This window comes from Streptomyces sp. Y2F8-2 (assembly GCF_014905555.1).
Classification (GTDB): Bacteria; Actinomycetota; Actinomycetes; order Streptomycetales; family Streptomycetaceae; genus Streptomyces; species Streptomyces cynarae.
In genome coordinates, this window is the sequence record NZ_BNGS01000009.1 from 335,462 (window position 1) to 361,335 (window position 25,874).

Annotated in this window: 28 protein-coding genes; 20 read left to right on the forward strand and 8 right to left on the reverse strand. The window is 71.5% G+C overall.

Going from position 1 to position 25,874, the window contains the following annotated elements:
• The first annotated feature begins 61 nt into the window (after window positions 1-61).
• A complete protein-coding gene (locus tag SY2F82_RS28965; RefSeq protein WP_200422099.1) occupies window positions 62-598 on the forward strand; it encodes a DUF6328 family protein in 537 nt (178 codons plus the stop codon).
• Between the two features lie 53 nt (window positions 599-651).
• Here the strand turns inward: SY2F82_RS28965 and SY2F82_RS28970 are convergent, their stop codons facing one another.
• Complete coding sequence (locus SY2F82_RS28970; RefSeq protein WP_200422100.1) at window positions 652-1,113, reverse strand: ATP-binding protein; 462 nt, start codon at window positions 1,111-1,113, stop codon at window positions 652-654.
• Between the two features lie 251 nt (window positions 1,114-1,364).
• Here SY2F82_RS28970 and SY2F82_RS28975 point away from each other — a divergent pair, with 251 nt between their 5' ends.
• Together SY2F82_RS28975 and SY2F82_RS28980 are read left to right on the forward strand one after the other, a co-directional pair.
• On the forward strand, window positions 1,365-2,225 hold the full coding sequence (locus SY2F82_RS28975) for a helix-turn-helix transcriptional regulator (protein WP_200422101.1): 861 nt from the start codon (window positions 1,365-1,367) through the stop codon (window positions 2,223-2,225).
• Between the two features lie 9 nt (window positions 2,226-2,234).
• Window positions 2,235-2,453, forward strand: a complete 219-nt coding sequence (locus SY2F82_RS28980; protein ID WP_200422102.1) for a DUF397 domain-containing protein — start codon at window positions 2,235-2,237, stop codon at window positions 2,451-2,453.
• Between the two features lie 151 nt (window positions 2,454-2,604).
• Here the strand turns inward: SY2F82_RS28980 and SY2F82_RS28985 are convergent, their stop codons facing one another.
• On the reverse strand, window positions 2,605-3,732 hold the full coding sequence (locus SY2F82_RS28985) for an 8-amino-7-oxononanoate synthase (protein ID WP_200422103.1): 1,128 nt from the start codon (window positions 3,730-3,732) through the stop codon (window positions 2,605-2,607).
• 146 nt (window positions 3,733-3,878) lie between these two features.
• Between SY2F82_RS28985 and bioB the strand changes: the two genes are divergently transcribed.
• From bioB to SY2F82_RS29005, 4 genes are all read left to right on the forward strand, one after another.
• Entirely contained in the window at window positions 3,879-5,069 is a 1,191-nt protein-coding gene (gene bioB / locus SY2F82_RS28990; RefSeq protein WP_200422104.1) for a biotin synthase BioB, read from the forward strand.
• Window positions 5,062-6,342, forward strand: coding sequence for an adenosylmethionine--8-amino-7-oxononanoate transaminase (locus tag SY2F82_RS28995; RefSeq protein WP_200422105.1), 1,281 nt, complete (start codon window positions 5,062-5,064; stop codon window positions 6,340-6,342). The genes bioB and SY2F82_RS28995 overlap by 8 nt, the downstream gene beginning before the upstream one ends.
• Window position 6,343: 1 nt before the next feature.
• Window positions 6,344-7,060 carry a dethiobiotin synthase gene (gene bioD, locus SY2F82_RS29000; RefSeq protein WP_200422106.1) on the forward strand — a complete coding sequence of 239 codons (717 nt, stop codon included), beginning with the start codon at window positions 6,344-6,346 and terminating at the stop codon, window positions 7,058-7,060.
• 158 nt (window positions 7,061-7,218) lie between these two features.
• Complete coding sequence (locus tag SY2F82_RS29005) at window positions 7,219-7,905, forward strand: class I SAM-dependent methyltransferase (RefSeq protein ID WP_200422107.1); 687 nt, start codon at window positions 7,219-7,221, stop codon at window positions 7,903-7,905.
• A gap of 3 nt (window positions 7,906-7,908) precedes the next feature.
• On the opposite strand, the gene SY2F82_RS29010 is transcribed toward SY2F82_RS29005, so the two are convergent.
• Together SY2F82_RS29010 and SY2F82_RS29015 are read right to left on the reverse strand one after the other, a co-directional pair.
• Window positions 7,909-8,283, reverse strand: coding sequence for a fic family toxin-antitoxin system, toxin component (locus SY2F82_RS29010; RefSeq protein WP_200422108.1), 375 nt, complete (start codon window positions 8,281-8,283; stop codon window positions 7,909-7,911).
• Between the two features lie 3 nt (window positions 8,284-8,286).
• Window positions 8,287-8,538, reverse strand: coding sequence for a toxin-antitoxin system HicB family antitoxin (locus SY2F82_RS29015; protein ID WP_200422109.1), 252 nt, complete (start codon window positions 8,536-8,538; stop codon window positions 8,287-8,289).
• Window positions 8,539-8,695: 157 nt separating this feature from the next.
• On the opposite strand from SY2F82_RS29015, the gene SY2F82_RS29020 reads away from it, so the two are divergent.
• The 10 genes from SY2F82_RS29020 to mug all read left to right on the forward strand — a co-directional run bounded on the left by SY2F82_RS29020 (window position 8,696) and on the right by mug (window position 19,538).
• Window positions 8,696-9,505 carry an ABC transporter ATP-binding protein gene (locus tag SY2F82_RS29020; protein WP_200422110.1) on the forward strand — a complete coding sequence of 270 codons (810 nt, stop codon included), beginning with the start codon at window positions 8,696-8,698 and terminating at the stop codon, window positions 9,503-9,505.
• Between the two features lie 21 nt (window positions 9,506-9,526).
• On the forward strand, window positions 9,527-12,100 hold the full coding sequence (locus SY2F82_RS29025) for an ABC transporter permease (RefSeq protein WP_200422111.1): 2,574 nt from the start codon (window positions 9,527-9,529) through the stop codon (window positions 12,098-12,100).
• Between the two features lie 45 nt (window positions 12,101-12,145).
• A complete protein-coding gene (locus tag SY2F82_RS29030; protein ID WP_200422112.1) occupies window positions 12,146-13,036 on the forward strand; it encodes an LLM class F420-dependent oxidoreductase in 891 nt (296 codons plus the stop codon).
• Between the two features lie 99 nt (window positions 13,037-13,135).
• A complete protein-coding gene (locus SY2F82_RS29035) occupies window positions 13,136-13,561 on the forward strand; it encodes a GNAT family N-acetyltransferase (RefSeq protein ID WP_200422113.1) in 426 nt (141 codons plus the stop codon).
• Between the two features lie 177 nt (window positions 13,562-13,738).
• A complete protein-coding gene (locus tag SY2F82_RS29040; RefSeq protein WP_200422114.1) occupies window positions 13,739-15,064 on the forward strand; it encodes a hemolysin family protein in 1,326 nt (441 codons plus the stop codon).
• On the forward strand, window positions 15,061-16,074 hold the full coding sequence (locus SY2F82_RS29045) for a hemolysin family protein (RefSeq protein ID WP_200422115.1): 1,014 nt from the start codon (window positions 15,061-15,063) through the stop codon (window positions 16,072-16,074). The genes SY2F82_RS29040 and SY2F82_RS29045 overlap by 4 nt, the downstream gene beginning before the upstream one ends.
• 198 nt (window positions 16,075-16,272) lie before the next feature.
• On the forward strand, window positions 16,273-17,055 hold the full coding sequence (locus tag SY2F82_RS29050) for an SGNH/GDSL hydrolase family protein (RefSeq protein WP_200422116.1): 783 nt from the start codon (window positions 16,273-16,275) through the stop codon (window positions 17,053-17,055).
• Between the two features lie 30 nt (window positions 17,056-17,085).
• A complete protein-coding gene (locus tag SY2F82_RS29055) occupies window positions 17,086-17,442 on the forward strand; it encodes a DUF4326 domain-containing protein (protein ID WP_200422117.1) in 357 nt (118 codons plus the stop codon).
• Window positions 17,443-17,526: 84 nt separating this feature from the next.
• The gene (gene purB, locus SY2F82_RS29060) at window positions 17,527-18,969 is read left to right on the forward strand and encodes an adenylosuccinate lyase (protein ID WP_200422118.1); all 1,443 of its coding nucleotides are present in this window, start codon (window positions 17,527-17,529) and stop codon (window positions 18,967-18,969) included.
• Window positions 18,966-19,538 carry a G/U mismatch-specific DNA glycosylase gene (mug, locus tag SY2F82_RS29065; RefSeq protein ID WP_200422166.1) on the forward strand — a complete coding sequence of 191 codons (573 nt, stop codon included), beginning with the start codon at window positions 18,966-18,968 and terminating at the stop codon, window positions 19,536-19,538. Before purB ends, mug begins: the two co-directional genes overlap by 4 nt.
• Before the next feature lie 437 nt (window positions 19,539-19,975).
• Here mug and SY2F82_RS29070 read toward each other — a convergent pair whose 3' ends face one another.
• From SY2F82_RS29070 to SY2F82_RS39190, 3 genes are all read right to left on the reverse strand, one after another.
• A complete protein-coding gene (locus SY2F82_RS29070; protein WP_200422119.1) occupies window positions 19,976-21,028 on the reverse strand; it encodes an alcohol dehydrogenase catalytic domain-containing protein in 1,053 nt (350 codons plus the stop codon).
• 22 nt (window positions 21,029-21,050) lie between these two features.
• The gene (locus SY2F82_RS29075) at window positions 21,051-22,061 is read right to left on the reverse strand and encodes an NADP-dependent oxidoreductase (protein ID WP_200422120.1); all 1,011 of its coding nucleotides are present in this window, start codon (window positions 22,059-22,061) and stop codon (window positions 21,051-21,053) included.
• Window positions 22,062-22,324: 263 nt separating this feature from the next.
• Window positions 22,325-22,528, reverse strand: a complete 204-nt coding sequence (locus SY2F82_RS39190) for a hypothetical protein (RefSeq protein WP_236041849.1) — start codon at window positions 22,526-22,528, stop codon at window positions 22,325-22,327.
• A gap of 191 nt (window positions 22,529-22,719) precedes the next feature.
• Here SY2F82_RS39190 and SY2F82_RS29085 point away from each other — a divergent pair, with 191 nt between their 5' ends.
• The 3 genes from SY2F82_RS29085 to SY2F82_RS29095 all read left to right on the forward strand — a co-directional run bounded on the left by SY2F82_RS29085 (window position 22,720) and on the right by SY2F82_RS29095 (window position 25,151).
• Entirely contained in the window at window positions 22,720-23,955 is a 1,236-nt protein-coding gene (locus tag SY2F82_RS29085) for a PP2C family protein-serine/threonine phosphatase (RefSeq protein ID WP_236041850.1), read from the forward strand.
• A 363-nt stretch (window positions 23,956-24,318) separates the two neighbouring features.
• The gene (locus SY2F82_RS29090; protein ID WP_200422121.1) at window positions 24,319-24,819 is read left to right on the forward strand and encodes a DUF5994 family protein; all 501 of its coding nucleotides are present in this window, start codon (window positions 24,319-24,321) and stop codon (window positions 24,817-24,819) included.
• Window positions 24,820-24,881: 62 nt separating this feature from the next.
• Window positions 24,882-25,151: a hypothetical protein gene (locus tag SY2F82_RS29095; RefSeq protein ID WP_200422168.1), complete on the forward strand. Its 270-nt coding sequence runs from the start codon at window positions 24,882-24,884 to the stop codon at window positions 25,149-25,151.
• A 263-nt stretch (window positions 25,152-25,414) separates the two neighbouring features.
• On the opposite strand, the gene SY2F82_RS29100 is transcribed toward SY2F82_RS29095, so the two are convergent.
• On the reverse strand, window positions 25,415-25,858 hold the full coding sequence (locus tag SY2F82_RS29100) for a hypothetical protein (RefSeq protein WP_200422122.1): 444 nt from the start codon (window positions 25,856-25,858) through the stop codon (window positions 25,415-25,417).
• Window positions 25,859-25,874: the final 16 nt, after the last annotated feature.

The window sequence follows — 25,874 nt, forward strand, 5'->3', positions numbered from 1 at the left end:
GGTGTGAGGACGGACGCAGCGGGGCGGGCGTGAGGAGGGGGGAAGCGGATACTCGATGACCATGGCCGATCGACCTCCCGAGCAGGCACGACGCGAGACCCCCCTGGAGCGTGCCGACCGCAACTTCGCCGAGTTGCTGCAGGAGCTGCGTGTCACCCAGACGGGCGTGCAGATCCTGTTCGCGTTCCTGCTGACGCTGGCCTTCACCCAGCGCTTCCCCACCCTGGACACGGTCCAGCGCGCCACCTATGTGACGACGCTCCTGCTCGCCATGCTGGCCGCGGCACTGTTCACGGCGCCCGCCGCACTGCACCGGTCGCTGTTCCAGCAGAACGCGAAGCCCGCCATCGTGAAGGTCTCCTCCCGTCTGGCCACGATCGGGATGAGCGTGCTGATGCTGGCGTTCACCGGATCGGTCCTGCTCGTGGTGGACGTGTCCCTCGGCCGCGTGGCCGGGATCGCGGCCGGCGCCTGCACGCTGCTGGTGTGCGTGGCACTGTGGCGCGTCCTGCCCTGGATGGTGCGGCGCGCGGTCGTCGCACGGCGGCGGGCTTCCGGAGCGCCGGACGAGGGAGAACCGCCCGAGGGGCACCGGTGACCGCCGGGTCCTCCGCTGCGGTACGCACCGCGGCGGCCCGGCGCGAGCACCGTTCACGCCTCTCCCGGTCCCGGTGATGCCGCGACCGGCTGCATCGGCTTCGTCCACGGCAGTTCGATCGCGACCGTCTTGCCGCCCTCGCGCGTGGGCCGCACGCTCAGCTTCCCGCCGCACTCCGCCGCCAGACATCGGATGATCACCATGCCCCGCCCGTTGTCCTGCTGCACGGCAGCCGGCAGGCGCTTGGGGAAGCGCGGGTGGCTGTCGGTGACCCCGATGCGCAGTAACTCGTCCCGGTCGAGCGCGATGTCGACCGTGAACGTGGGCGACTGCCCGAGGGTGTGCTGCACGGCGTTGGTGGCGAGTTCGGAGACGATCAGGCGGACGGTGTCGGCGACTTCGGCGTCGCCGGGCATTCCCCATTCGACGAGGACGCTCGAGACATATTTTCGGGCGGCGGAGACCGAGGCGGGATCGCTCGGCAGAGTGACGGATGCTTCCTGATGATCTGCCATGGCGACGTCGTCCCTTTCCTACGGGACCGGAGTCCGACACGGAGCGGTTGGTACGAGTAACGGTCCCGGACTTGGTGCTGCGCGCCAGCCTGCCACCACCTGGGCCCTGCCGGGCCCGATCCCCCGAGATATGCATATATCTGTCGCTCGAAGCGGTGAACTCTGCGACGACCGAGCGAGTTTGGGGTGCGCCCGGGCTCATCCTCTACCGTCTCGCCGTGAGACCGCGCGCCGTGCGGAAGGAGTCGGCCATGCAGTACGGACCAGCGGTGCGCCGCCGCAAGCTCGGCGCCGAATTACGCGCCCTGCGCGCCCGGGCGGGGCTCACGAGCGGGGAGGCGGCCGGCCTCGTCGGCTGGCACCAGTCGAAGGTGAGCCGGATCGAGACGGGGTCCAGCGGGGTCAAGCCGGCGGACGTACGCCTGCTGCTGGACGCGTACGACGTCCAGGATCCCGAGTTGCGGGACCTGCTGCTGGTGCTGGCGGGCTCGGAGGACGGCGGGGGCCGGCAGAACTGGTGGCACGCATACCGCGGGGTGCTGCCCCCGACCTACCGGGATTTCATCAGCCTGGAGTCCCAGGCGAGCGGCATGCGCACCCTGGAGACGTCCGTGGTGCCGGGCCTGCTGCAGACGCCCGAGTACGCCCGGGCCGTGACCCGGGCCGCCGTCGGCACCCTGGAGGACGCCAAGCTGGACGCCCTGGTGGAGGTGCGGCTGGCCCGCCAGGACGTGCTGCGCGCGGATCCGCCTCTGGAACTGAGCGCGGTCCTGGACGAGGCGGTGCTGCGGCGGGAGATCGGCGGGCCGGGGGTCATGGCGCGGCAGCTGAGGCGCCTGCTGGAGGCGGCCCGGCTGCCCCAAGTACGGCTCCAGGTCCTGCCGTTCACCGCCGGGGCGCACATCGGCATCACCGGACCTTTCGTTATCTTCTCATTTCCGAGCAGATCCGATCTGGATGTGGTCGTTCTCGACCACTTGACGAGTAGCCTCTATCTCGAGCGGAAAGAAGACCTCCAGGCCTACAGCGAGGCCTTCACGTCCCTTCAGATCCACGCCCTTTCGCCCGAGGAATCGTTGGATTACATCGCCGCGTTGGCCGGCGACGCGTAAGGAGGCACCATGTCAGCCCCCCACATCCCTTCCAGCACCTGTCTCGACGGTGTGCGGTGGTTGCGCAGCAGCCGTAGTACGGGAATGAACAACTGCGTCGAGACCGCCCGTCCGGGCCCCGGTCCCTGGGCCGGACGGGTGGCCGTACGCGACTCCAAGAAGGTGACCGGACCGGCCCTGACGTTCAGCCCCGAAGCGTGGAAGGAGTTCCTCAAAGGGCTGAACTGACCACGTTCGTCGGCGGAAATCGGCGGTGAGTGAGCCGATTTCGAGCCACATTCAGGGGCACTCCGACAAGGGCACTTCCGTGGGACCGCCGCCGTACGACGGCGTACGGGTCAGGTCCCCGTGCCGCGCGATGCACGGCCGTCTCGCCGACTCACGGTCGCGTCTCGCCGATCACCCGTACGGCGTGCTCGACCTGCCCGTCGGTGAGATCCGCACGGGCGGTCAGCCGCAGGCGTGAGATGCCGTCCGGCACGGACGGCGGGCGGAAGCAGCCGACGACGACCCCGGCCGCCCGGCAGTCGGCCGCCCACCGTACGGCCTGCTCCGGGGAGGGTGCCCGCACGGAGACCACGGCGGCGTCCGGACGCACCGTCTCATGGCCCTCGGCCGTGAGACGGGCGTGCAGGGCCGCCGCCACCGTGCGGGCCCGCTCGGCGCGCTCCGGCTCGCGGCGCAGCAGACGCAGCGCCGCGAGTGCCGCGCCCACCGCGGCCGGGGCGAGCCCGGTGTCGAAGATGAACGTCCGGGCCGCGTTGACCAGATGGTCGATCACATGCGCCGGTCCGAGGACGGCGCCGCCCTGGCTGCCCAGCGACTTCGACAGCGTCACCGTCGCCACCACGTCCGGCGCGCCCGCGAGCCCGGCCGCGTACGGGGCGCCCCGGCCGCCGGACCCGAGGACGCCGAATCCGTGCGCGTCGTCGACGACCAGGCCGGCGCCGTGAGCGCGGCAGGCGGACGCCAGTTCGGCCAGCGGTGCCGCGTCGCCGTCCACCGAGAAGACCGTGTCGGACACCGTGACCGCGGGCCCTTCACGGGTGCCGAGCGCCTTGCGCACGGCGTCGGGGTCGGCGTGCGCGACGACCTGGGTGGTGCCGCGCGCCAGCCGGCAGCCGTCGATCAGCGAGGCGTGGTTGCCCGCGTCCGAGACGATCAGGGAGCCGTGCGGGGCGAGCGCGGTGACGGCCGCGAGGTTGGCCGCGTACCCGGAGGAGAAGACGAGGGCCGCCTCGAAGCCGCAGAACTCCGCCAGTTCGCGTTCCAGCTCGCCGTGCAGCTCGGTGGTGCCGGTGACGAGCCGCGAGCCGGTCGAACCGCCGCCCCACCGCCGGGCCGCCTCCGCGGCGCCCTCGACGACCTCCGGGTGACGGGCGAGGCCCAGGTAGTCGTTGCTCGCGAGGTCCAGCAGCGGGGAGTCGGCGGCGCGGGGGCGCAGGGTGCGGACCAGTCCGGCCCGGCGGCGTGCCTGTGCCTGCTCGTCGATCCAGCCGAACGCCATGGCTCCTCCGCGGTTTTGTAGGCAGTGCACAGACCCTAACGGGACGACCGGCCGCCCAGGATGTGGCAATACCCACACGTCGAACCGTCTCTGTTGTGCAAACTCTCCTTGGCCAGGGGCGGTCCCGTAGGACAGGATCGGCTCTCATGGACCTGCTGAACACGCTGGTGGACAAGGGGTTGCGGCGCGAGACGCCGACCCGCGAGGAGGCTCTCGCCGTTCTCGCCACTTCCGACGACGACGTGCTCGATGTGGTGGCCGCGGCCGGCAAGGTGCGCCGCCACTGGTTCGGCCGACGGGTGAAACTCAACTATCTCGTCAACCTCAAGTCCGGCCTGTGCCCCGAGGACTGCTCCTACTGCTCCCAGCGGCTCGGCTCGAAGGCGGACATCCTCAAGTACACCTGGCTGAAGCCGGACGAGGCCTCCCAGGCCGCCGCGGCCGGTGTCGCGGGCGGCGCCAAGCGGGTGTGCCTCGTCGCCAGCGGTCGCGGGCCCACCGACCGGGACGTGGAGCGGGTCTCCGACACCATCAAGACGATCAAGGAGCAGAACGAGGGGGTCGAGGTGTGCGCCTGCCTCGGCCTGCTCTCCGACGGCCAGGCCGAACGGCTGCGCGCGGCGGGCGCCGACGCCTACAACCACAACCTGAACACCTCTGAGGGCACGTACGGGGACATCACCACCACGCACACCTACGCCGACCGGGTGGACACGGTGCAGAAGGCGCACGCCGCCGGTCTGTCGGCCTGTTCCGGCCTCATCGCGGGCATGGGCGAGAGCGACGAGGACCTGGTCGACGTGGTCTTCGCGCTGCGTGCGCTGGACCCGGACTCCGTTCCGGTGAACTTCCTGATCCCGTTCGAGGGCACCCCGCTCGCGAAGGAGTGGAACCTGACGCCGCAGCGGTGTCTGCGGATCCTGGCGATGGTGCGGTTCGTGTGCCCGGACGTCGAGGTGCGCATCGCGGGCGGCCGCGAGGTCCACCTCCGCACGCTGCAGCCGCTCGCCCTGCATCTGGCCAACTCCATCTTCCTGGGCGACTACCTCACCAGCGAGGGCCAGGCGGGCAAGGCGGACCTGGAGATGATCGCGGACGCCGGGTTCGAGGTGGAGGGCACGGACCAGGTGACCCTGCCCGGCCACCGGGCCGCGACGGGCGGATGCGGCTCGCAGGAGGGCGCCGGGTGCGGCTCCCACGACAGCGCCGGATGCGGCTCCCATGAGGGTGGCGCTGTGTGCGGTTCCGCCGCGGTGCCGTCCGCCGACGAGCCCCGTACGGACCTGGTCGCCGTTCGCCGCCGCGGTGCCGGAACGGATCTCGCGCCCAATGCCTGACCTGCCCGTGGACGTGCTGCTGGCGCTGGACCGGCAGCACGTCTGGCATCCGTACGGTCCCATGCCCGGACGGCAGGAGCCGCTCGTCGTGGAGTCGGCGAGCGGGGTGCGGCTGCGGCTCGCGGACGGCTCGGGAGAGCTGGTCGACGGGATGTCGTCCTGGTGGTCGGCGATCCACGGCTACAACCACCCGGTGCTCAACGAGGCCGCGCGCGAGCAGCTGGCACGGATGAGCCATGTGATGTTCGGCGGGCTCACCCACGAGCCCGCCGTCCGGCTGGCGAAGCTCCTGGTCGACATCGCGCCCGAGGGTCTGGAGCATGTGTTCCTCGCGGACTCCGGGTCGGTGTCGGTCGAGGTCGCGGTCAAGATGTGCCTGCAGTACTGGCGCTCGCTCGGCCGCCCGGACAAGCGGCGCCTGATGACCTGGCGCGGCGGCTACCACGGCGACACCTGGCAGCCGATGTCCGTGTGCGACCCCGAGGGCGGGATGCACGAGCTGTGGCAGGGCGTGCTGCCCCGGCAGGTGTTCGCCGACGCGCCGCCCGCGGAGTACGAGGAGGCGTACGCGGAGCATCTGCGCGCCCTGGTGGAACGGCACGCGGACGAGCTGGCCGCGGTGATCGTGGAGCCGGTGGTGCAGGGAGCGGGCGGGATGCGGTTCCACTCCCCCGCGTATCTGCGGGTGCTGCGGGAGGCGTGCGACGCGCACGACGTGCTGCTGGTGTTCGACGAGATCGCCACCGGGTTCGGGCGCACGGGCGCGCTGTTCGCGGCGGAGCACGCGGCGGTGACGCCGGACGTGATGTGCGTGGGCAAGGCGCTGACCGGCGGTTACCTGACGATGGCGGCGACGCTGTGCACGCCTCGGGTGGCCGACGGGATCTCGCGGGGCGAGGTGCCGGTGCTCGCGCACGGGCCGACGTTCATGGGCAATCCGCTGGCGGCCGCTGTGGCGTGCGCCTCGGTGGACCTGCTGCTCGGCCAGGACTGGCGGTCGGAGGTCAAGCGGGTCGAGACGGGCCTCAGGGAGGGACTCGCCGAGGCGGCGGACCTGCCGGGGGTGCGGGATGTGCGGGTGCTCGGCGCCATCGGGGTCGTGCAGCTCGACCACGAGGTGGACATGGCGGCGGCGACCCGGGCCGCGGTGCGCGAGGGCGTGTGGCTGCGGCCGTTCCGGGACCTCGTCTACACGATGCCGCCGTATGTGACCGGGGACGCGGACGTGGCACGGATCGCGCGCGCGGTGTGCGCGGCGGCACGGGAAGGGTGACATGACGGTACTGGTGATCACGGGGACCGGCACGGAGATCGGCAAGACGGTCACGACGGCCGCCGTCGCCGCGGTGGCCGTCGCCGCCGGGCGGTCCGTGGCGGTGCTCAAGCCCGCGCAGACGGGGGTGCGGCCGGACGAGCGCGGGGACGCCGACGAGGTGGCCCGGCTCGCGGGGGCCGTGACGAGGCGTGAACTCGCCCGCTACCCCGAACCGTTGGCGCCCGCGACGGCCGCCCGGCGGGCCGGGATGGCGCCCGTGCGGCCGCACGAGGTGGCGGAGGCCGCCGCGAAACTGGCCGCCGAGCACGACCTGGTCCTCGTCGAGGGGGCCGGCGGGCTGCTCGTGCGGTTCGACGACGAGGGCGGCACCCTGGCGGACGCGGCAGGGCTGCTGGCGGCGCCCGTGCTGGTGGTGGCGTCGGCGGGCCTGGGCACGCTGAACGCGACGGAGCTGACGGTACGTGAACTGCGGCGCCGGCAGCTGGAGCCGGCGGGCGTGGTCATCGGCAGCTGGCCGGAGTCCCCGGACCTGGCCTCCCGCTGCAACCTGGCGGACCTTCCGACGGTGACCGAAGCCCCGCTGCTCGGCGCGCTGCCCGCGGGAGCCGGGGCCCGCGCAACCGCCGCCTTCCGGGCCGATGCCGCCGGCTGGCTGGCGCCAGAACTGGGTGGGACGTGGGACGCCGGGAGCTTCGCGTCGAGGTTCGCGCCGTAGAGGCCGGCGGGCCGGCTCGGGTCCGCGACGCGAGGAGACGCTCGCGTCGGCATCGGTCCGTCAGCGGCCGGCATGAAACGCGGGTCCGTGCGGCGCGGATGCGCGGGACGTGCGCGGGGCAGAATGCGGTTGACGCCCGTCCTGTCCGGGAGGTGCCCATGCCGCTGCGGTCCGTCCGCTCCCGCGCGGTGCCGCGGGACTCCGTGCACCATCCGATCTTCGCCCGCTCCTACGCCCGGCTCAGCGTCGCCGCCGAGACGCGCCTCGGTCTGGGGGCCGTACGGGAGCGGTTGCTCGCCGGGCTCTCCGGCCGGGTCATCGAGATCGGCGCCGGCAACGGCCTGAACTTCGCCCACTACCCGGGCACCGTCTCCGAGGTCGTCGCGATCGAACCCGAGCGGCTGCTGCGGCACAAGGCGGTCGAGGCGGCCCTGCGTGCCGACGTCCCGGTGGACGTGGTGCCGGGCGCGGCGGAGGCGCTGCCGGTCAAGAGCGAGGCCTTCGACGCGGCGGTCCTGTCGTTGGTGCTGTGCAGCGTGCGTGACGTGTCACGGGCCCTCGGCGAGGTGCGCAGGGTGTTGCGGCCCGGGGGCACCCTGCGGTTCTACGAGCACGGAGCGGGCGGCGGACCCGTGATGCGGTACGCGCAGCGGGCCCTGGACCGCACGGTGTGGCCACCGCTCAGCGGCGGCTGCCACCTCTCCCGGGACCCGGTGGCGGCCCTGCGGGCCGCCGGTTTCGAACTGGGCCCGTACCGGCGGCTGCTGATGCCGGAGAAGGGGCCGCCCCTGCCCACCTCCTACTGCGTGCTGGGCACCGCCTGGCGGCCCGGCCTTGCGGAGTAGCCGTCACAGGCTCCACTGGCGCAGCTCCTGCGCGATGTCGTGCACGGAGGCGTCCCCGCTCTTGACCAGCCGGGCGAGGTCCCGCACCTGTTCCGGTGAGGTGACGACCTTGACGCCGCTGGCGACGAGATAGGCGTAGGCGACCGCGGACGCGAACAGCGCGTTGGAGCGTTCCAGCGCCGGAACGTGCAGCAGCAGCTGGAGCAGGGCGGCCGCGCGGGCGTACGGGGTGTCGTAGACGGCGACGCCGAATATCTCCGCGTCGTGCCGGCTGACCGCGGCGACGAGCGCGCCCCAGTCCGTGACCTGGGGATCTCCGGGCGTCTTCTGTTCGGCGACCATCAGCAGCCAGGCGAGGTCGATTCTGAGGTTGCTCAACGGTCAGCGACGACCTTCGCCGGGATGCTGGGTCGAGCCCTCGCCGCCGGTGCCGAACTCCTCGGCGAAGACGGACTCGTACTGCTTCATGAAGTCGGCGGCGGCCTCGACGAACGTGTGGCCGGCCTCCCCGGTGTCCTGTCGCACCAGCTCTTCGATGTACCGGTTGACGCTCATACCGCGCTCCAGGGCACGTTCGCGGGCGGCTCGGGCGGTGTCCTCGTCCACCCTCACGTTCAGCTGGGTCTTCGCCATACCTCGACGCTAGCGCCGGGTTGCTAGCACCGGCAAGAGGGCGACCCGGGAGCCCGGCCCGGCCTGGGGGGATACCCGGTGTGCGGTGCATCACATTACGCTCGGCCGGGACGGGGAAGACCAGAACGTCGGGACGTCCACGACGAAGGAGGCCGTCTTGTCCACTGCGGCAGCGGAGCACGCCCCGGGCCACGCGGAGGCGGACGGGACCGCCGCCCGCGCCCGGGGCCTGACGAAGGCGTACGGCTCGGGCGAGACGGCGGTGCTCGCCCTGGACTCGGTCGACGTGGACATCGCGCGCGGCCGCTTCACCGCGGTGATGGGCCCCTCCGGTTCCGGGAAGTCCACGCTGATGCACTGCCTGGCGGGCCTCGACACCGTGTCGGCGGGCCAGGTGTGGCTCGGCGACACCGAGATCACGGGCCTGAAGGACCGCGAGCTGACCCGGCTGCGCCGGGACCGGATCGGTTTTATGTTCCAGTCCTTCAATCTGATCCCGACGCTGAACGCCGCCGAGAACATCACGCTGCCCATGGACATCGCGGGCAGGAAGCCCGACCCGCAGTGGCTCGACCAGGTGATCGACACGCTGGGGCTGCGGGACCGGCTCGGGCACCGGCCCTCCCAGTTGTCCGGCGGGCAGCAGCAGCGCGTCGCCTGCGCCCGGGCGCTCGCCTCCCGCCCGGAGCTGATCTTCGCGGACGAGCCGACGGGCAACCTCGACTCCCGGGCGGGGCTCGAGGTGCTGGGGTTCCTGCGCAGGGCCGTGGACGAACTGGGGCAGACCGTCGTCATGGTCACCCACGACCCGGGCGCGGCGGCGCACTCCGATCTGGTGCTGTTCCTGGCGGACGGGCGGATCGTGGACGAGATGGAGCGGCCGACGGCCGAGGCCGTGCTCGAGCGCATGAAGCGTTTCGACACGGTCCGGGCGGTCTTCGACGGTGCGTCCGGCCGCGAGAACTGAGGACGTCGGACCGGTGCGACCATGCTGAAGGCGACGCTGCGCAGCTTCCTCGCGCACAAGGGACGGCTCGCCCTCTCCGCGCTGGCCGTGCTGCTGTCGGTGGCGTTCGTCGCGGGCAGCCTGATCTTCTCGGACACGGTCTCCCGGACCTTCGACCGGCTCTTCGCCTCCACGGCGGCCGACGTGACCGTGAGCCCCCGCCAGGACCTGCCGTCCCGGATCCCGTCCGGGGCGACGCCGACCCTTCCGGCCTCGCTGGCCGCCCGGGTGGCCCGGGTGGACGGCGTCGCCGCCGCGCATGCCGACGTCGCCGTCCAGGACATCACGGTCGTCGACCGCCGGAACGATCCGGTGGGTCCGACCACCGGCGCCCCCACCATCGCCAGGAACTGGTCCGTCACCAAGCACAGCCCGGTCCGGCTCACGTCCGGGCACGCCCCGCAGGGGCCCGGCGAGGCGCTGCTGGACGCGGACACCGCCCGGCACAAGCACGTGCGGATCGGCGACACGCTGACGGTGGTCGCCCGTCCCGGCTCGTTCAAGGTGCGTGTGGCGGGCATCGCCACCTTCACCACCACCAACCCGGGCGCGGCCCTTGTCTTCCTGGACACCCCGACGGCGCAGACCAGGCTGCTGGGCCACCCGGACGTGGCCACGAGCATCTCCGTCGACGCGGCACCGGGTGTGAGCGACGCACGGCTCAGGCAGCGGATCGCCGACGCGATCGGCCCGACCTCGTACGACCTGAGGACCGCCGCCGAACAGGCCAAGTCCGACACGGACCGGCTCGGCGCCTTCCTCGACGTGATCAAGTACGTGATGGTGGGCTTCGCCGGGATCGCCGTGCTCGTGGGCGTCTTCCTCATCGTCAACACGTTCTCGATGCTGATCGCCCAGCGCACCCGCGAGCTGGGGCTGCTGCGCGCCCTGGGCGCCGAGCGGCGGCAGGTGCGCCGGTCCGTGCTGACCGAGGCGCTGCTGCTGGGCCTGGTCGGCTCGACGCTGGGGCTGGCCGCGGGGATCGGGCTCGCGGCCGGGCTGATCCGGCTGATGAGCGTGTTCGGCATGAACATCAGGTCCACCGAGATGGTGATCGGCTGGGTCACTCCGGTCGCCGCCTACGCGGTCGGGGTCGGCGTCACCTTCGTCGCCGCCTACCTGCCGGCCCGGCGCGCGGCCCGCGTCTCCCCCATGGCGGCTCTCGTGGACGCCGAGGTCGCCGGTGCGGGCCGGCCGTTGACGCTGCGCGCGGTGGTGGGGGCGGTCGTCGGCGCGCTCGGCCTGGCCGCGCTGGCGGGCTGCGCCCGGGCCACCAGGACCGCGCCGGCCACCACGCTGCTCGGCATCGGTGTCGTGCTCACGCTCGTCGCGACCGTGATCGCGGGCCCGCTGCTGGTGCGTCCGCTGGTCGGGGTGCTGGGGGCCGCGTTTCCCGCCCTGTTCGGCTCGATCGGCCGGATGAGCCAGCGCAACGCCCTGCGCAATCCGCGCCGCACCGGGGCCACCGCCTCCGCCCTCATGGTCGGGCTCGCGCTGGTGGCCGGGATGTCGGTGGCGAGCACGTCCATGTCCAGGTCGTTCGACCAGCAGATCGACAAGACGCTGGGCGCGGACTTCGTCGTGCAGAGCAGATCGGGGACCCCTGAGCCCTTCCCCCAGGAGATCACCGACCGGGTCCGTGCCACGGTGGGTGCCGGGCTCGTCGTACGGCAGCGGTACACGCCCGTGGCGGTCGTGCTGCCGGACGGCACCCGGATCGAGACCTCGGCCACGGCCTTCGACTCGCGACTCGACGAGGTGGCCCACCTCACCTACGTCCGGGGCGACTCGGCCACCGCGCTCGCGGACGGCGCCCTCGCCATGGACGCGGCGTTCGCGAAGGACCACGGCGTCCGCCTCGGCGCCACGCTCCCGGTCCGGTTCCCGGACGAGCGCCGCACCGATCTGAGGGTGGGCGCGCTCACCAACCAGGCCGGTTCGAACAACTTCAGTACGCGGGGCGGGCTGTTCTTCGGCATGGGGACGCTCCAGAGGTACGTGCCGCAGGGGCAGGACACGGCGCTCTTCGTGAACGCGGCACCCGGCACCTCCAAGGACCGGTTGCGCGCCCGGCTGGAGAAGGCCCTCGCCCCCTACCCGCAGGTCCAGGCCCGCGACCAGGCCGACTACAAGAAGCTGGTGCACAACCAGATCGCGGTGCTGCTCTACCTGGTCTACGCGCTGCTGGGCCTCGCGATCGTCATCGCGGTGCTCGGGGTCGTCAACACCCTGGCCCTGTCCGTCGTCGAGCGCACCCGGGAGATCGGCCTGCTGCGCGCGATCGGGCTGGCCCGCAGGCAGTTGCGGCGCATGATCCGGCTGGAGTCGGTGGTGATCGCGGTGTTCGGCGCCGTCCTCGGGCTGGCACTGGGGATCGTGTGGGGTCTGTGCACACAGCGGGTACTGGCGCTGCAGGGCATGAAAGCGCTGGCGATCCCGTGGGGCACCATCGTCGCCGTCATGGTGGGTTCGGCGGTCGTGGGGGTGGTGGCGGCGCTGCTGCCGGCGTTGCGTGCATCGCGCATGAATGTGCTGGCGGCGATCGCGCACGAGTGATGGAATCGCGTGGGTACTCAAGTCGCTCCGATACGAGGAGAGTTCATGCCGCGTCCGTTCCGTTTCGGCGTCAACATGCTCGAACCCGCACCGGCCGCGGAGTGGCGCGCCAAGTGCCGGCGGGCGGAGGAAATCGGCTACGACGTCATCCTCGTCCCGGACCACCTCGGCTGGCCGGCTCCGTTCCCGGCGCTGGTCGCGGCGGCGGAGGCGACCGAGCGTCCCCGGGTGGGCACGTTCGTGCTCAACGCCGGCTTCTGGAACCCGGCGCTGCTGGCCCGCGAGGTGGCGACCACGGACGCGCTGACCGGTGGCCGGCTGGAACTGGGGCTCGGCACCGGCTACGTCCGGGCGGAGCACGAGCAGGCGGGACTTCCGTACGGCTCGCCGCGTGAGCGCGTGGACCATCTGCGACGCACGGTGGAGGAGTTGGACCGGCTGCTGGGCTCCGAGGACCACCGGCCGCGGCCCGTACAGCGACCGCGGGTGCCGCTGCTGATCGGTGCCAACGGCGACCGGATGCTGAAGCTCACCGCCGAGCACGCCGACATCGCCGCCTTCACGGGGGCGCGCTCGGTGCCGGGGAGCACGACGGGACAGCTGGAGCCGATCACGGCCGAGCAGCTCGACGAGCGTGTGGGCCTGTACCGCAGGCTCGCGGCGGACCGCGGCGAGCCCGCCGAGCTGAACGTGCTCGTCCAGAGGGTCGTCGTCACCGAGGACCGCGAGGCCGCCGTGCGCCCCCTGCTGGAGCACCTGCCGAACCTGACGTCGGAACAGGCCCTGGAACTGCCCATCTTCCTGATCGGCACACTGGAGCAGATCGTCGAGCAGGTGCGTGCGCAGCGCGAACGGTACGGCTTCACGTACCTGACCGTCCTGGAGCCGTCAATGGAGGCGTTCGCACCGGTCATCGAGGCGCTGCGCGGCGCGTAGCCGTTCGGGGGGCGGCCCGCGCCCTCTGTCCCGTGTCCCCTTCCGTCCGGATGCCGGAATTCCCGGATCTGGTTGTCGGCGGCGTGATCGGATCACCGCATGAGTGATCTTCGAATGCGGGCCGCCGGGCCCGAGGACCTGGACACCGTGCTGGCCTTCTGGAAGGTGGCCGCGGAGGGCACGAGCATCAGCGACGACCGGGACGGGGTGCGGCGGCTCGTCGATCGCGACCCGGAGGCCCTGATCCTCGCGGAGGAGGACGGCCGGCTGGTCGGCACGGTGATCGCGGGCTTCGACGGCTGGCGCTGCCACCTGTACCGACTGGCGGTGCTTCCGGAGCGACGGCGGCAGGGCATCGGTTCGGCGCTGCTGTCCGCGGCGGAGGAGCGGTTCGTGCGGCTCGGGGGGCGCCGCGGGGACGCGATGGTGCTGCAGCGCAACGAGACCGCGCACCCTGCGTGGCGGGCGGCCGGGTACGCGCCCGAGGAGCACTGGCGGAGGTGGGTCAAGCCGCTCACCGACTGAGCCACAGGAGCTACTTTGCCGATCCTTTACCATAGAGGGGCCAAGCTGTCCCCCTGTCGGGGTGAACCCGTCCCACCATGAAAGGTGTGAGCGTCCGTCCATGGGCGAGCCTCCCAGTAGTACCCGAGATCGCGCGGTCGCCGCGCCCCTGGCCGATCCTGGGACGGAGGTGACCCGATGACCGAAGTGCTGCTCCTGCTGGTGGCGGTGCTGCTCTCGGTGGCCTGCGGTGTCTTCGTCGCGGCGGAGTTCTCCCTCACCACGGTCGAGCGCAGCGAGCTGGAGCATGCCGCACAGCGCGGTGAGCGCGGTGCGGCAGGCGCCCTCAAGGCCGTACGGAGCCTGACGTTCCAGCTCTCCGGCGCGCAGCTCGGGATCACGGTCACCAACCTGGTGGTCGGCATGCTCTCCGAACCGTCGATCGCCAAGCTGATCGCGGGCCCCCTCGAGGCACTGGGCGTGCCCCGCTCGGCGGCCCCGTCCGTGGCCCTGGTCATCGGCACCGCCCTGTCGACGGTGTTCCTGATGGTGGTCGGCGAGCTGGTGCCGAAGAACTGGGCGATCTCCTCGCCGCTGGCCGTGGCCAAGCGCGTGGGCGGGCCGCAGCGCTGGTTCAGCCGCGCGTTCCGCCCCTTCATCACGCATCTGAACGAAACGGCCAACCGTGTGGTGCGCCGCTTCGGCCTCGAGCCGGCCGAGGAGCTGGCCTCCGCGCGCGGGCCCCAGGAACTGGTGGCGCTCGCCCGGCACTCCGCGAGAGAGGGCGCTCTGGAGGCGGACACCGCGGAGCTGTTCGTCCGTACCCTGAACCTCGCCGACCTGACCGCGGAGAACGTGATGACCCCGCGCGTCCAGGTCGTCGCCCTGGACGCGCAGGCGACCTGCGAGGACGTGGCGAACGCGACGCGCGCGACGGGCCTGTCACGGTTCCCCGTCTACCGCGGCAGCCTGGACTCGGTCATCGGCACCGCCCACATCAAGGACGTCCTCACCGTGCCCGCCGAGGAGCGGCCGCTGCGGTCCGTCGCACAGTTGATACGCGAACCGCTGTTCGTTCCCGAATCCCTCACCGTCGACCGGCTGCTGGACCGGCTCTCCGGCAAGAACACCATCGCCGTGGTCATCGACGAGTACGGCGGCACCGCCGGGGTCGCCACGCTGGAGGACATCGTCGAGGAGGTCGTCGGCGAGGTGCGCGACGAGCACGACCCGCACGAGACGCCCGACCTGGCGTCGGCCGGGCTCGACGCCGTCGGCCGGGCCCTGTACTCGGCCGACGGCTCGGCCCGCGTCGACCAGCTCGCGCGCGTGGGGCTCCGGGTTCCGGAGGGGCCGTACGAGACGCTGGCCGGACTCATCGCCACGGAACTGGGCCGCATACCGGTCAAGGGCGACCGAATCGAGGTGGCCGGCTGGCGGCTGGACGTGGTGGACGCATCGGGCCACAGGGCCGCGCGGGTCCTCATGCACGCGCCGCGCACCCTTGAGGAGGGGGAACGGTGACCGTCGTCCAGTTGCTGATCGGTCTGTTGACGCTGGTCGCGAACGCGTTCTTCGTGGGCGCCGAGTTCGCGTTGATCTCCGTGCGGCGCAGCCAGGTGGAGCCGCGCGCCGAGGCGGGCGAACGACGGGCGCGCAGCGTGCTGTGGGGGCTGGAGCACGTGTCGGCGCTGCTCGCCGCGGCACAGCTGGGCATCACCCTGTGCACCCTGGTCCTCGGTGTGGTCGCCGAGCCGGCGATCGAGCATCTGCTGGAGCCGGTGTTCCACGCGGCGGGTGTGCCCGAGAGCGCGGGGCGTGCCGTGTCGTTCGTGATCGCGCTGGCGCTGGCCACGTATCTGCACATGCTGCTCGGCGAGATGGTGCCGAAGAACATCGCGCTGGCGGAGCCGGTGCGGCTGGCGCTGCTGCTCGGCCCCCCGCTGGTGGGCATGTCCCGGGCGCTGCGCCCGGTCATCTTCGCCGTGAACGCGTTCGCGAACGCGCTGCTGCGGCTGCTGCGGGTGCAGACGCGGGACGAGGTCGCGGCCACGTTCTCGGACGACGAACTGGTGCGGCTCGTCAAGGACTCCAGCGCGGCGGGGCTCATCGACGACCGTGCGCAGGAGAGGCTGCACGACGCGCTGGTCCTCGGCCGACGGCCCGTACGGGACGTGGTGGTGCCACTGGAGCACGTGGTGTACGCGCGCGTGGGCGTCACTCCGGAACAACTGGAGCAGTTGTCGGCCCAGTCCGGCTTCTCGCGCTTTCCGGTGGTGGACGAGGGCCGACGGATCGTCGGCTATCTCCACGTCAAGGACGCCCTGGACGCCTCACCACGGGACGTGCCGTTCCGGCTGCGGGACATGCGGCCGATCGCCCGGGTGCGCGAGACCACCCCGCTGGACGACGTCCTCACGGCCATGCGCCGCAGCCGCACCCACCTGGCCGCGGTCCTGGGCACGGACGGCCGCCTCGCGGGCCTGATGACGATGGAGGACGTGCTGCGCCAGCTGTTCGGCCAGCCGGCCTGACGCCCGGGCACCCCGTCGACCGACCGGCCTGACGCCGCGGCGTCCGTCGCGAGCGGCACGGGAACCCCCCGGGCACCGCAAGGGCTTCGCCGCCGCCCTGCGCCGAGGCGGCGGGCGAGCCTGCGACGAGCGGTCCTGCGCAGGCTGACCGACCGGTGGGTATGGAATGGGGACGGCCGGGATAGCATCTACGGCGCCATGCAGACGAACCCCACCTACTCCAGCCTGGTCGCCGTCGGCGACTCCTTCACCGAGGGCATGTCGGACCTGTTGCCCGACGGCTCCTACCGCGGCTGGGCCGATGTCCTCGCGGGCCGGATGGCCGCACGGACCCCCGGATTCCGGTATGCCAACCTCGCTGTGCGCGGCAAGCTGATCGCTCAGATCGTCGACGAGCAGGTGGACCTCGCCGCGGCGATGGGGGCCGACGTGGTCACGCTGGTCGGCGGGCTGAACGACACACTGCGGCCCAAGTGCGACATGGGGCGCGTACGGGCGCTGCTGACGGAAGCCGTGGAGCGGCTCGCCCCGTCGTGCAAACAGCTCGTCCTGATGCGCAGCCCCGGCCGGCAGGGCCCCGTCCTCGAGCGCTTCCGGCCCCGTATGGAGGAGCTGTTCGCCTGCGTCGACGACCTGGCCGCGCGGCACGGCGCGCTCGTCGTCGACCTGTACGGCGCACCGTCGCTCGCCGACCCGCGCCTGTGGGACGTGGACCGGCTGCACCTGACGGCCGAGGGGCACCGCCGGGTGGCGGAAGCCGTGTGGCAGACGCTCGGGTACGAGGCGGAGGATACGGAGTGGCGCACACCGCTGCCGCCGACCGCGCCGCCGACCTGGCTCGCCCGCCGGACCGCGGACGTCCGGTTCACCCGGCAGCATCTGCTGCCGTGGATAGGGCGGCGGCTGACCGGCCGCTCATCGGGCGACGGCCGCCCGGCCAAGCGTCCGGACCTGCTGCCGTACGAGGGCCCGGCCGTGTAGGAGTACGGACCGCACCGGAGGGAGTGGCGCGTGACCACCAAGGTGATCAACCTCAAGGGCCGCCTTCAGGAGTACGGTCCCCGGCTGGAACACGCGCCCAGGAACGTCGTCTACGTCGGCCGCCGCCTCACCCGGGGCGGCTGGGACCTCCCCCAGCACCCGCTGTACAACCCCTTCCAGATCGACACGCCCAAGAAGAAGCACGACGGGACGCGGGAGGAGGTGATGGCCAAGTACCGGGACCACCTCATGGGCCGTCCGGACCTGCTGGCCCTGGTCCCCGAACTGCGTGGCAAGACCCTCGCGTGCTGGTGCGCACCCGAGCTGTGCCACGGGGACATCCTGGCCGAGGTCGCGGACAAGAAGGTCGCGGACAAGAAGAGGTAGCCCTTCCGTGACGGCCGTCTCGTAGGTTCCGCCGAACCGGCCCGTGGATCTGGCCTGCAGGAATCGCCAGTAGAATCCGTACACGTGACTGCTGCGCCCGCAAAGCCCCGTATCCCGAACGTCCTCGCCGGACGCTACGCCTCCGTCGAGCTGGCCACGCTCTGGTCCCCCGAGCAGAAGGTGAGGCTGGAGCGGCAGCTCTGGCTCGCCGTGCTGCGGGCCCAGAAGGACCTCGGGATCGAGGTGCCGGACGAGGCGATCGCCGACTACGAGCGCGTCCTCGACCAGGTCGACCTCGCCTCGATCGCGGAGCGCGAGAAGGTCACCCGGCACGACGTGAAGGCGCGGATCGAGGAGTTCAACGCGCTGGCCGGGCACGAGCAGGTCCACAAGGGCATGACCTCCCGCGACCTGACCGAGAACGTCGAGCAGCTGCAGATCCGGCTCTCCCTGGAGCTGATGCGCGACCGCACGGTGGCCGTCCTGGCGCGCCTCGCCAAGCTGGCGGGCGAGTACGGCGAGCTGGTCATGGCCGGCCGCTCGCACAACGTGGCCGCGCAGGCCACCACCCTCGGCAAGCGTTTCGCCACGGCCGCCGACGAGCTGCTCGTCGCCTACGGCCGCGTCGAGGAGCTGCTCGGCCGCTACCCGCTGCGCGGCATCAAGGGCCCCGTCGGTACGGCGCAGGACATGCTGGACCTGCTGGGCGGCGACGCGGGCAAGCTCGCCGAGCTGGAGCACCGGATCGCCGGGCACCTCGGCTTCTCCCAGGCCTTCACCTCCGTCGGCCAGGTCTACCCGCGCTCCCTCGACTACGAGGTCGTCACCGCGCTGGTGCAGCTCGCGGCCGCGCCGTCGTCGCTGGCGAAGACGATCCGGCTGATGGCCGGGCACGAGCTGGTGACCGAGGGCTTCAAGCCGGGGCAGGTCGGCTCCTCGGCGATGCCGCACAAGATGAACACCCGCTCCTGCGAGCGCGTCAACGGCCTGATGGTGATCCTGCGCGGCTACGCCTCGATGACCGGCGAGCTGGCGGGCGACCAGTGGAACGAGGGCGACGTGTCCTGCTCGGTGGTGCGCCGGGTCGCGCTGCCGGACGCGTTCTTCGCGCTGGACGGGCTGCTGGAGACGTTCCTCACGGTGCTCGACGAGTTCGGCGCCTTCCCGGCGGTGGTCGCGCGCGAGCTGGACCGCTACCTGCCGTTCCTCGCCACCACCAAGGTGCTGATGGCCTCGGTGCGCGCAGGCGTGGGCCGCGAGGTCGCGCACGAGGCGATCAAGGAGAACGCCGTCGCCTGCGCCCTCGCGATGCGCGAGCAGGGCGCCGAGCGCAACGAGCTGCTCGACCGCCTGGCCGCCGACGAGCGCATCCCGCTGGACCGCGCCGAGCTCGACGCTCTGATGGCGGACAAGCTGTCCTTCACGGGCGCCGCCTCCGACCAGGTCACCTCGGTCGTCGGCCGCATCGAGGAGATCGTGAAGCAGCGCCCGGAGGCCGCCGGGTACACCCCGGGGGCGATCCTCTGACCCGGTTCACCCCGGCGGACCTGGAGGCCGCCCGCGACCGTCTGGTGCCGGACGTGGTCGCGGACGGCCTCGACGTCCTCTTCTGCGGTATCAACCCGGGGCTGATGACGGCGGCGACGGGCCATCACTTCGCCCGCCCCGGCAACCGCTTCTGGCCCGTGCTGCATCTGTCGGGATTCACCCCGCGACTGCTGAAGCCGTCCGAGCAGGCCGAGTTGCTGTCGTACGGGCTCGGGATCACGAACGTGGTGGCGCGGGCGACCGCGCGGGCCGACGAGCTGACCGCAGAGGAGTACCGCGAGGGCGGACGGATTCTCCGCGCCAAGGTGGAGCGGCTGCGGCCGAAGTTCCTGGCCGTGGTCGGGGTGACCGCGTACCGGGCGGCCTTCGACGACCGCACGGCCCGTGTCGGCCCGCAGGAGCGGACGCTCGGCTCCAGCCGCGTCTGGGTGCTGCCCAATCCGAGTGGGCTCAACGCGCACTGGACGGCGGCGACGATGGCGGAGGAGTTCGCACGGCTGAGGCACGCCGCGCGGGACCGGGGTCCGTCTGCAAAGATCACCTCGTGATGGATCATGGTGGGTGTGATACGCCGCCATGAACTCACCGACCGCGAGTGGGAGTTACTCGCTCCTTTGATACCGCGTGCCCGCATCGGCCGGCGAGTCGTGCGCCGCCGCGCGAAGAGCATGGACTCCGCCGTCGTCGCGGCGGCCCTCGAGAAAGCCCGGTTCGATGTGCGCCAGGAGTTCCCGGCACCAGCACTTGGCCGACGGCACGCGGGGCCGGGTGGAGCTCGGTGATCACATGCTCGCCGCGTGGCAGCCTGCGCCAGCTCACCGGAGCTGCTGTGTTGCCCGGCCCGGGCCCCGAGAGTCGGCACCGGACCGGCACCGGATTCCGACGGTGCCGGCTGAGCGTCCAGGAGCTGGTCGGCCGCGAACTCCCTCATCGGGCCCTGAGATCTTCTGATGGGGATCCGATGAGACGGGCCCGAGGAGCCAGGTCAGCGGGCGGGGTCGAGAAGGATCTTGCGAACGCCGTCGGCGCGGTCGGCGAACAGCTCATAAGCCGTGGGGCCCTCGGAGAGGGCGAAACGGTGCGAGACCACGGCCTCTGGCTTTATCCGGCCGGCCCGGGCGAGAGCGATCAGGGGAGGCAGTTCATAGTGGACCGAACAGAGACCGATGGCGAACTCCAACTCCTTGACCTGGGCCAGTCCCATGTGGAAGGGAAACGCGTTGCTCTGGCTGACCCCGATGACGCTGACCCGGCCGGCCTGGCGGACGGCCTTGAGGGCGAGCTCGATCGTCGCGTCCGAACCCACGGCCTCCACCACGGCGTCCGGTCCACGCCCGCCTGTCATCTCGCGTATGGCCATGCGTGCGTCCTCGCCCTCGACCGGCTCGACACCCCAGGTGGCCGCGAAGGCACGACGTTCCGAGACCAGGTCCGCACCGAGGACACGGGCAGCGCCCATGGCGAAGGCGGACTGGGCGGCCATGAGGCCGACCGGGCCGAGGCCCACGACCAGGACGGTCTCGCCGGGCTGGATTCGGGCGCGGCGGCAGCCGTACCAGGCCGTGGGGGCGTTGTCCGTCAGGACGACGGCGGCCTCGTCGGAGATCCCCTCGGGCAGGTGCACCAGGTTGACGTCGGCATAGGGCACTGCCAGGGCTTCGGCCTGGCTGCCCGGCAGTTGGGGGCTCACCCCGTAGCAGAGTTCGGTGCTGGACTTGGCGCGCTCGCAGCGGGCGGTGAACCCGGCCGCGCAGGACCGGCACAGGGCGCAGCCGACCGAGGCGGGCACCAGGACCCGGTCGCCGGGCTTGAATCGGGTGACCTGGCCGCCGGTCTCGACGACCACACCGACGCATTCGTGCCCAGGTGTGTAGCCCGTTTCCGGGCTGAACGGGTTGCCGTGGTAGATGTGCAGGTCGCTGCCGCAGATACCGGCGGTGGTGACCTTGACGACCGCGTCGGTGGGGCTGGTAACGGCCGGGTAGGGAACATCCTCGTAGCGGATGTCGTGGCGGCCGTGGTAGGTCAGTGCCTTCACTGCTTTCCTCCTCCCCTGTGCCCTACGCGTCCGCGACCTTGAGCACGAGCTTGCCGTTGTTCTCACCGCGGAACAGTCGCATCAGGGTCTCGGGGAACGCCGCCACTCCACCGGGCACCACGTCCTCCAGCGACTTCAGCCGACCCTCCGCCCGCCACGTGGCCAGTTGCGCGATTCCCTCGGAGTACCGGTCGGCGTAGTCGAACACCACCATGCCCGTCATGGTGGCGCGGTTGACCAGCAGCGACATGTAGTTGCCGGGGCCTTGTGGCTTGGTGCTGTTGTACTGGGAGACGGCTCCGCAGATGACAACGCGGGCACCGCGCGCCAGGCGCAGCAGCACGGCGTCCAGGACGTCGCCGCCGACGTTGTCGAAGTACACGTCGACGCCGTCCGGGGCGTGCTCGCGCAGCGCCTTGCGGATGTCCTCGGTCCGGTAGTCGATCGCGGCGTCGAACCCGAACTCGTCCACCACGAGTCGGCACTTGCGCTCGCCACCGGCGATGCCGATGACCCGGCAGCCCAGGATCTTGGCGATCTGGCCGACGACGCTGCCGACGGCCCCGGCCGCTCCGGAGACCACGACGGTCTGGCCGGGCTCGGGACGCCCGATGTCGATGAGGCCGAAGTAGGCCGTCAGCCCCGACATGCCGAGTGTGCCGAGGTACGTCGGCAGGGGGGCCGCCGCGGGGTCGACCTTGGTGACGCCGAGCCCGTCCGACAGGCAGTACTCCTGCACGCCGAATGTCCCCAACACATGGTCACCGACCGCGAAGCCGGAGTGCCGGGAGGCGATCACCTGGCCGACCGCGCCGGCGCGCATCACTTCACCGATCTCCACCGGGCGGATGTAGGACCTGCCCGCGTTCATCCAGCCACGCATCGCCGGGTCGATCGACAGATAGAGCACCCGCACCAGGAACTCCCCGTCGCCCGGCTCACCGATCGCCTCATCGGTGTGCGCCCAGTCGGTGGGCTGTGGCTCCCCCACGGGACGTGCGGCCAGGCGCACCTGGTGGTTGACTCTGCGCATCTCGGGCTGCTCCCTCGGTGGATTGGGCCGACGGCCACGTCGGCATGCTCATCGCGACGTACCCATACCCTCACGGGCATACCGACTGGCCGGTATGCCCGTGAGGGTATGGTGCCGTTCCCTCCGGGGCAAGCGGATCACCGCGCAACGTACGAGGCTCAGCCCGCCGAAGCAGCAGGCCCGCAGCCGACGGGCTCGGGCCGGCCCGGACCCGGAAGGGGCCCGTGCCAGACAGCGGGAGGTGAACCGCGCAGGTCAGCCCATCAGCTCCACGCTGCGGGCCGGTTCGCGCCGGTCCTGTCCGTTGATGCGATGACGTCCGATGGACGAGCGCCGGTACACCTCCTGCCGCAGAGCTCGGCGAACAGGTCCTCGATGATCACGTAGTCGTAGGCGGTGTTCGCGAAGAAGACCTCGTTGTTGATGAAGTTGAGGTCGAAGGTGGCGCTGTCGCGTTCGTCGTCCATGCCCAGCAGCGGGCGGATACGGCCGGAGCCGCGTAAAGCTTCGCTCCGGAGCAGCTGTGAGGGCTGCGCCTGGGGCGGGCACTGTGACCGACTCATATCGACCGTCTTCACTTTTGGTGACGGGCATGCGTTGACGCTCACCGTGGCGGTGCCCAAGCTGGTGGCAGGGGCCGGTGGAAGGGATCGTGATCGTGAGTGGTGGGCGGAGTGAACTTCCCCGGCTGCTGACGGCAGCGGAGAGGGCAGCGCCGGTGGAGGCCGTCGATGTGGTCGCGGAGGACCTGCGGCGGCGTTTCAGGGCCCGAAAGGTCTCTTTTCTCATCGTGGACCTGACGGGGAAAGCGGTGGCGCGGCTGTCCACCGCCGGTGCCGCGGAAGGGGGGCAAGCGGAGCGGATCCCGCTCTTCGGCAGCGTCTACGAAAAGGTGATCCGAACCCAGCGGCCGTACCAGGAGGCGGCCGACCGGGGACAGCGGGTGATCGTGCCGGTCACGAATCGGGGGGACGCGATCGGGCTGCTGGAACTGCTCCTGCCGGTTGACCCCGGCGAGGACGTCCTTGATGCGATCGGGGAAGCCGCTCACGTCCTGGCCTACGTCGTGATCGCCAACGGGCGCTTCACCGACCTCTACACCTGGGGGAAACACTCCAGGCCCCCCACCCTGGCGGCCGAGATCCAGTACCAGCTGCTGCCTGCGTCACTGTCGTGCGAGGCTGCACAGTTCACGCTGTGCGGGAGCCTGGAGCCCTCCGAAAACCTCAGCGGCGACACCTTCGACTACACCCTGGACCGCGACACCCTTCACCTGTCGGTGACCGATCCCATGGGCCACGACATCGACGCCGCCCTGGCCGCCACGGTTTTGGTGAGCGCTCTGCGTGGCGCCCGCCGGGCAGGAGCCGGCCTGGCCGAACAGGCTCACCTGGCCGACCAGGCTCTCGCCGGCCACAGCCACGGTCACGCCACCGGTCAGTTGCTGCGTATCAACCTCCACACCGGGCGGGCCCAGCTCGTCAACGCCGGCCACCCTTGGCCACTGCGCATGCGCGAGGGGATTGCGGAGACGATCACCTGTGAGGTGGACCATCCCTTCGGGCTGTCCGAGCACGTGCCCCACCCCTACCGCGTTCAGGACATCGATGTGCGCCCCGGTGACCGTCTGCTCATGCTGACCGACGGCATGCTCGAACGTCATGGGGAGAAGGTCGACCTGCCTGCCCTGCTGGAGCGGACCCGGGATCTGCACCCACGGGAGACGGCGCTGATGCTGACGTCCGCGGTCCTGGACGCGGCCGGCGGCCAGCTCGAAGACGACGCCACCGTGATGTGCCTGGACTGGCACGGCCCCCAGGAGACCCAGCGACATGTCAGCTCCGGCGCGGACACTCGGCAAGCCTCAGCCGCCCGTACGAAGCAGCAGCGGTGACCAACGCGCTCTCCAGGACGCTGCCAGACGGCCGACGGGTAACCTCGCGCGGTCTGCCCCTCTCGGTAGTGCGGCCGCATACTGCCCCGGGGCAGCACCGATGCCGGCGCACGCTTTGCCCCGCGCCATGCCGTCGCGGTCTCACGCCACCCCCGGACCTTGCGTGCCGCCGATCGTCGTAGCTGCCGCCAACCTGAGCCGTACGCCCGAAAGTGCCTGGTGACGAAACGGTTGGGGGCCCTCGTGCAGGAGTAGAGTCAAAGGACCGGGAGCATTTCGAGTACCAGCTTCCACGCAGGTGCCGTTCCCGGCGATCAACAACCACCGGGCTGCCGACGGGCAGCCCGGGGGCAGGTCCGCGCCATGACCACCATCCTCGACCGCACCACGCCGCGCGACGTTGCCCCAGGGCGTCCGGTGCGTTTGTCGCTCACGCTGAAGACCACACTCGCAGGCCGGCTCGACGGCGCATGGTGGCCCTACACCCGCGACCTGACCGCCGAGCTTCCGCCGCTGGCGGCCGCCCTCGACGAACCCTGGGGCCGCATCACCCGCGTCACCGTGAACCCCAGCCGCTGGCCCGTCATCCCCCACAAGGTGCCTGTGGACGGCCGCAACGTGCACGTCGGATGGTTCACCGAACAGGACGCGGACAAGCTGATCCTGCTCTCCTTCACCGTCGGCCGCTGGGACCTCTTGGTCATCCCGCCGGAGACCGAGCCCGCTGCCGCAGCCCGGCTGATGGCCGCGGCCGCGATCCCCGGCAGCGTCCTCAAGGCGGGTGTCCTGTTGGCCAACGAGGCCGTCATCGGGCGCGGCATGCGGGACAGCCGGAACCAGGAAGGCAGGGGCACCGCTCGATGACACAGACCGTCACCCGCTGGCTCCCCGCCTCCAGCCGAAAGGACCACACCCTCTTGAGAACGATCAAGACCGACACCGAGGCCCTGCCGTCGAACGGACGGGCAGAAGTCCGCATTGTCGCGGCGTCCCCCGAGACCGCCCGTGCGGTCGCCGAGGTCCTGCGCCACTGCTTCGCCAGCACCGAGCAGCGCAGCTACCCGGCCCCGGGCGGCGGCACCCGACTCCATCTCACGGTCGACACCGAAACCGCCGCCGGCCCCGCTCGTTCCTGGCTGACCAGCAGCAGGCCGCCCGTCGGCAGCCGCACCGAAACCCATGCCGACGAGATCTGACGGCCACGGCCTCACCCCTTATGAGAGGAGCGCGCCAGCTCTGACTGGGTGTGCCCCGCTCCGGTCCGGGCCGACCACACTGCAGGCCTGATCACGGGCGCGGAAGAAGCCATCGAACAACTCCGCCGTGAAGGCTGCCAAGTCCTCCCGGACCGCAGCCATCTCCGCAGGTGTCACACCACCCCAACGACGCCCACCGGCAGGCAGACTCGCCACTCACGGATGAACCTGACCAAGCCCTACTAGTGCCGCGCCACTGTCGGTCAGGGCGGGTCTATGGCCGTGACGACCGCGAGGAGTCGTATCTCGTCGGTCTCGTCGCGCTCGGCCACTCCCAGGGCGACCCACCGCCCGGTGCCGTCCGCCTGCCACAGATGCACCTCGTGCACGAGGTCGCCCAGCAGCGCCCAGGGCTGCGGTATCTCCTCGCCGCGCGCCCTGCGCACGCCGAGGGTCAGCATCCCCCAGCGCTGTCCCTGCCCCCACCGGTCGTTCAGCCGCTGGGCGATCGCTTCCCGCCAGGCGTCGAAGTCCTCCGCTGTGCGCTCCCGTGCCGCGCCGTCGCCCGTGCCGAGTCCGACGCTCACCGTTAAGTCGGCGATGTGGAACCCGGGCCCCCCGAACCCCACGTCCGACCGGCCGGGTCGCGCGGGGAACTCGCGCAGACACAGCCGGTCGATCGTGGCCAGGTGGTCGTCGACGTTCATGCGTCCAGTAGACCAG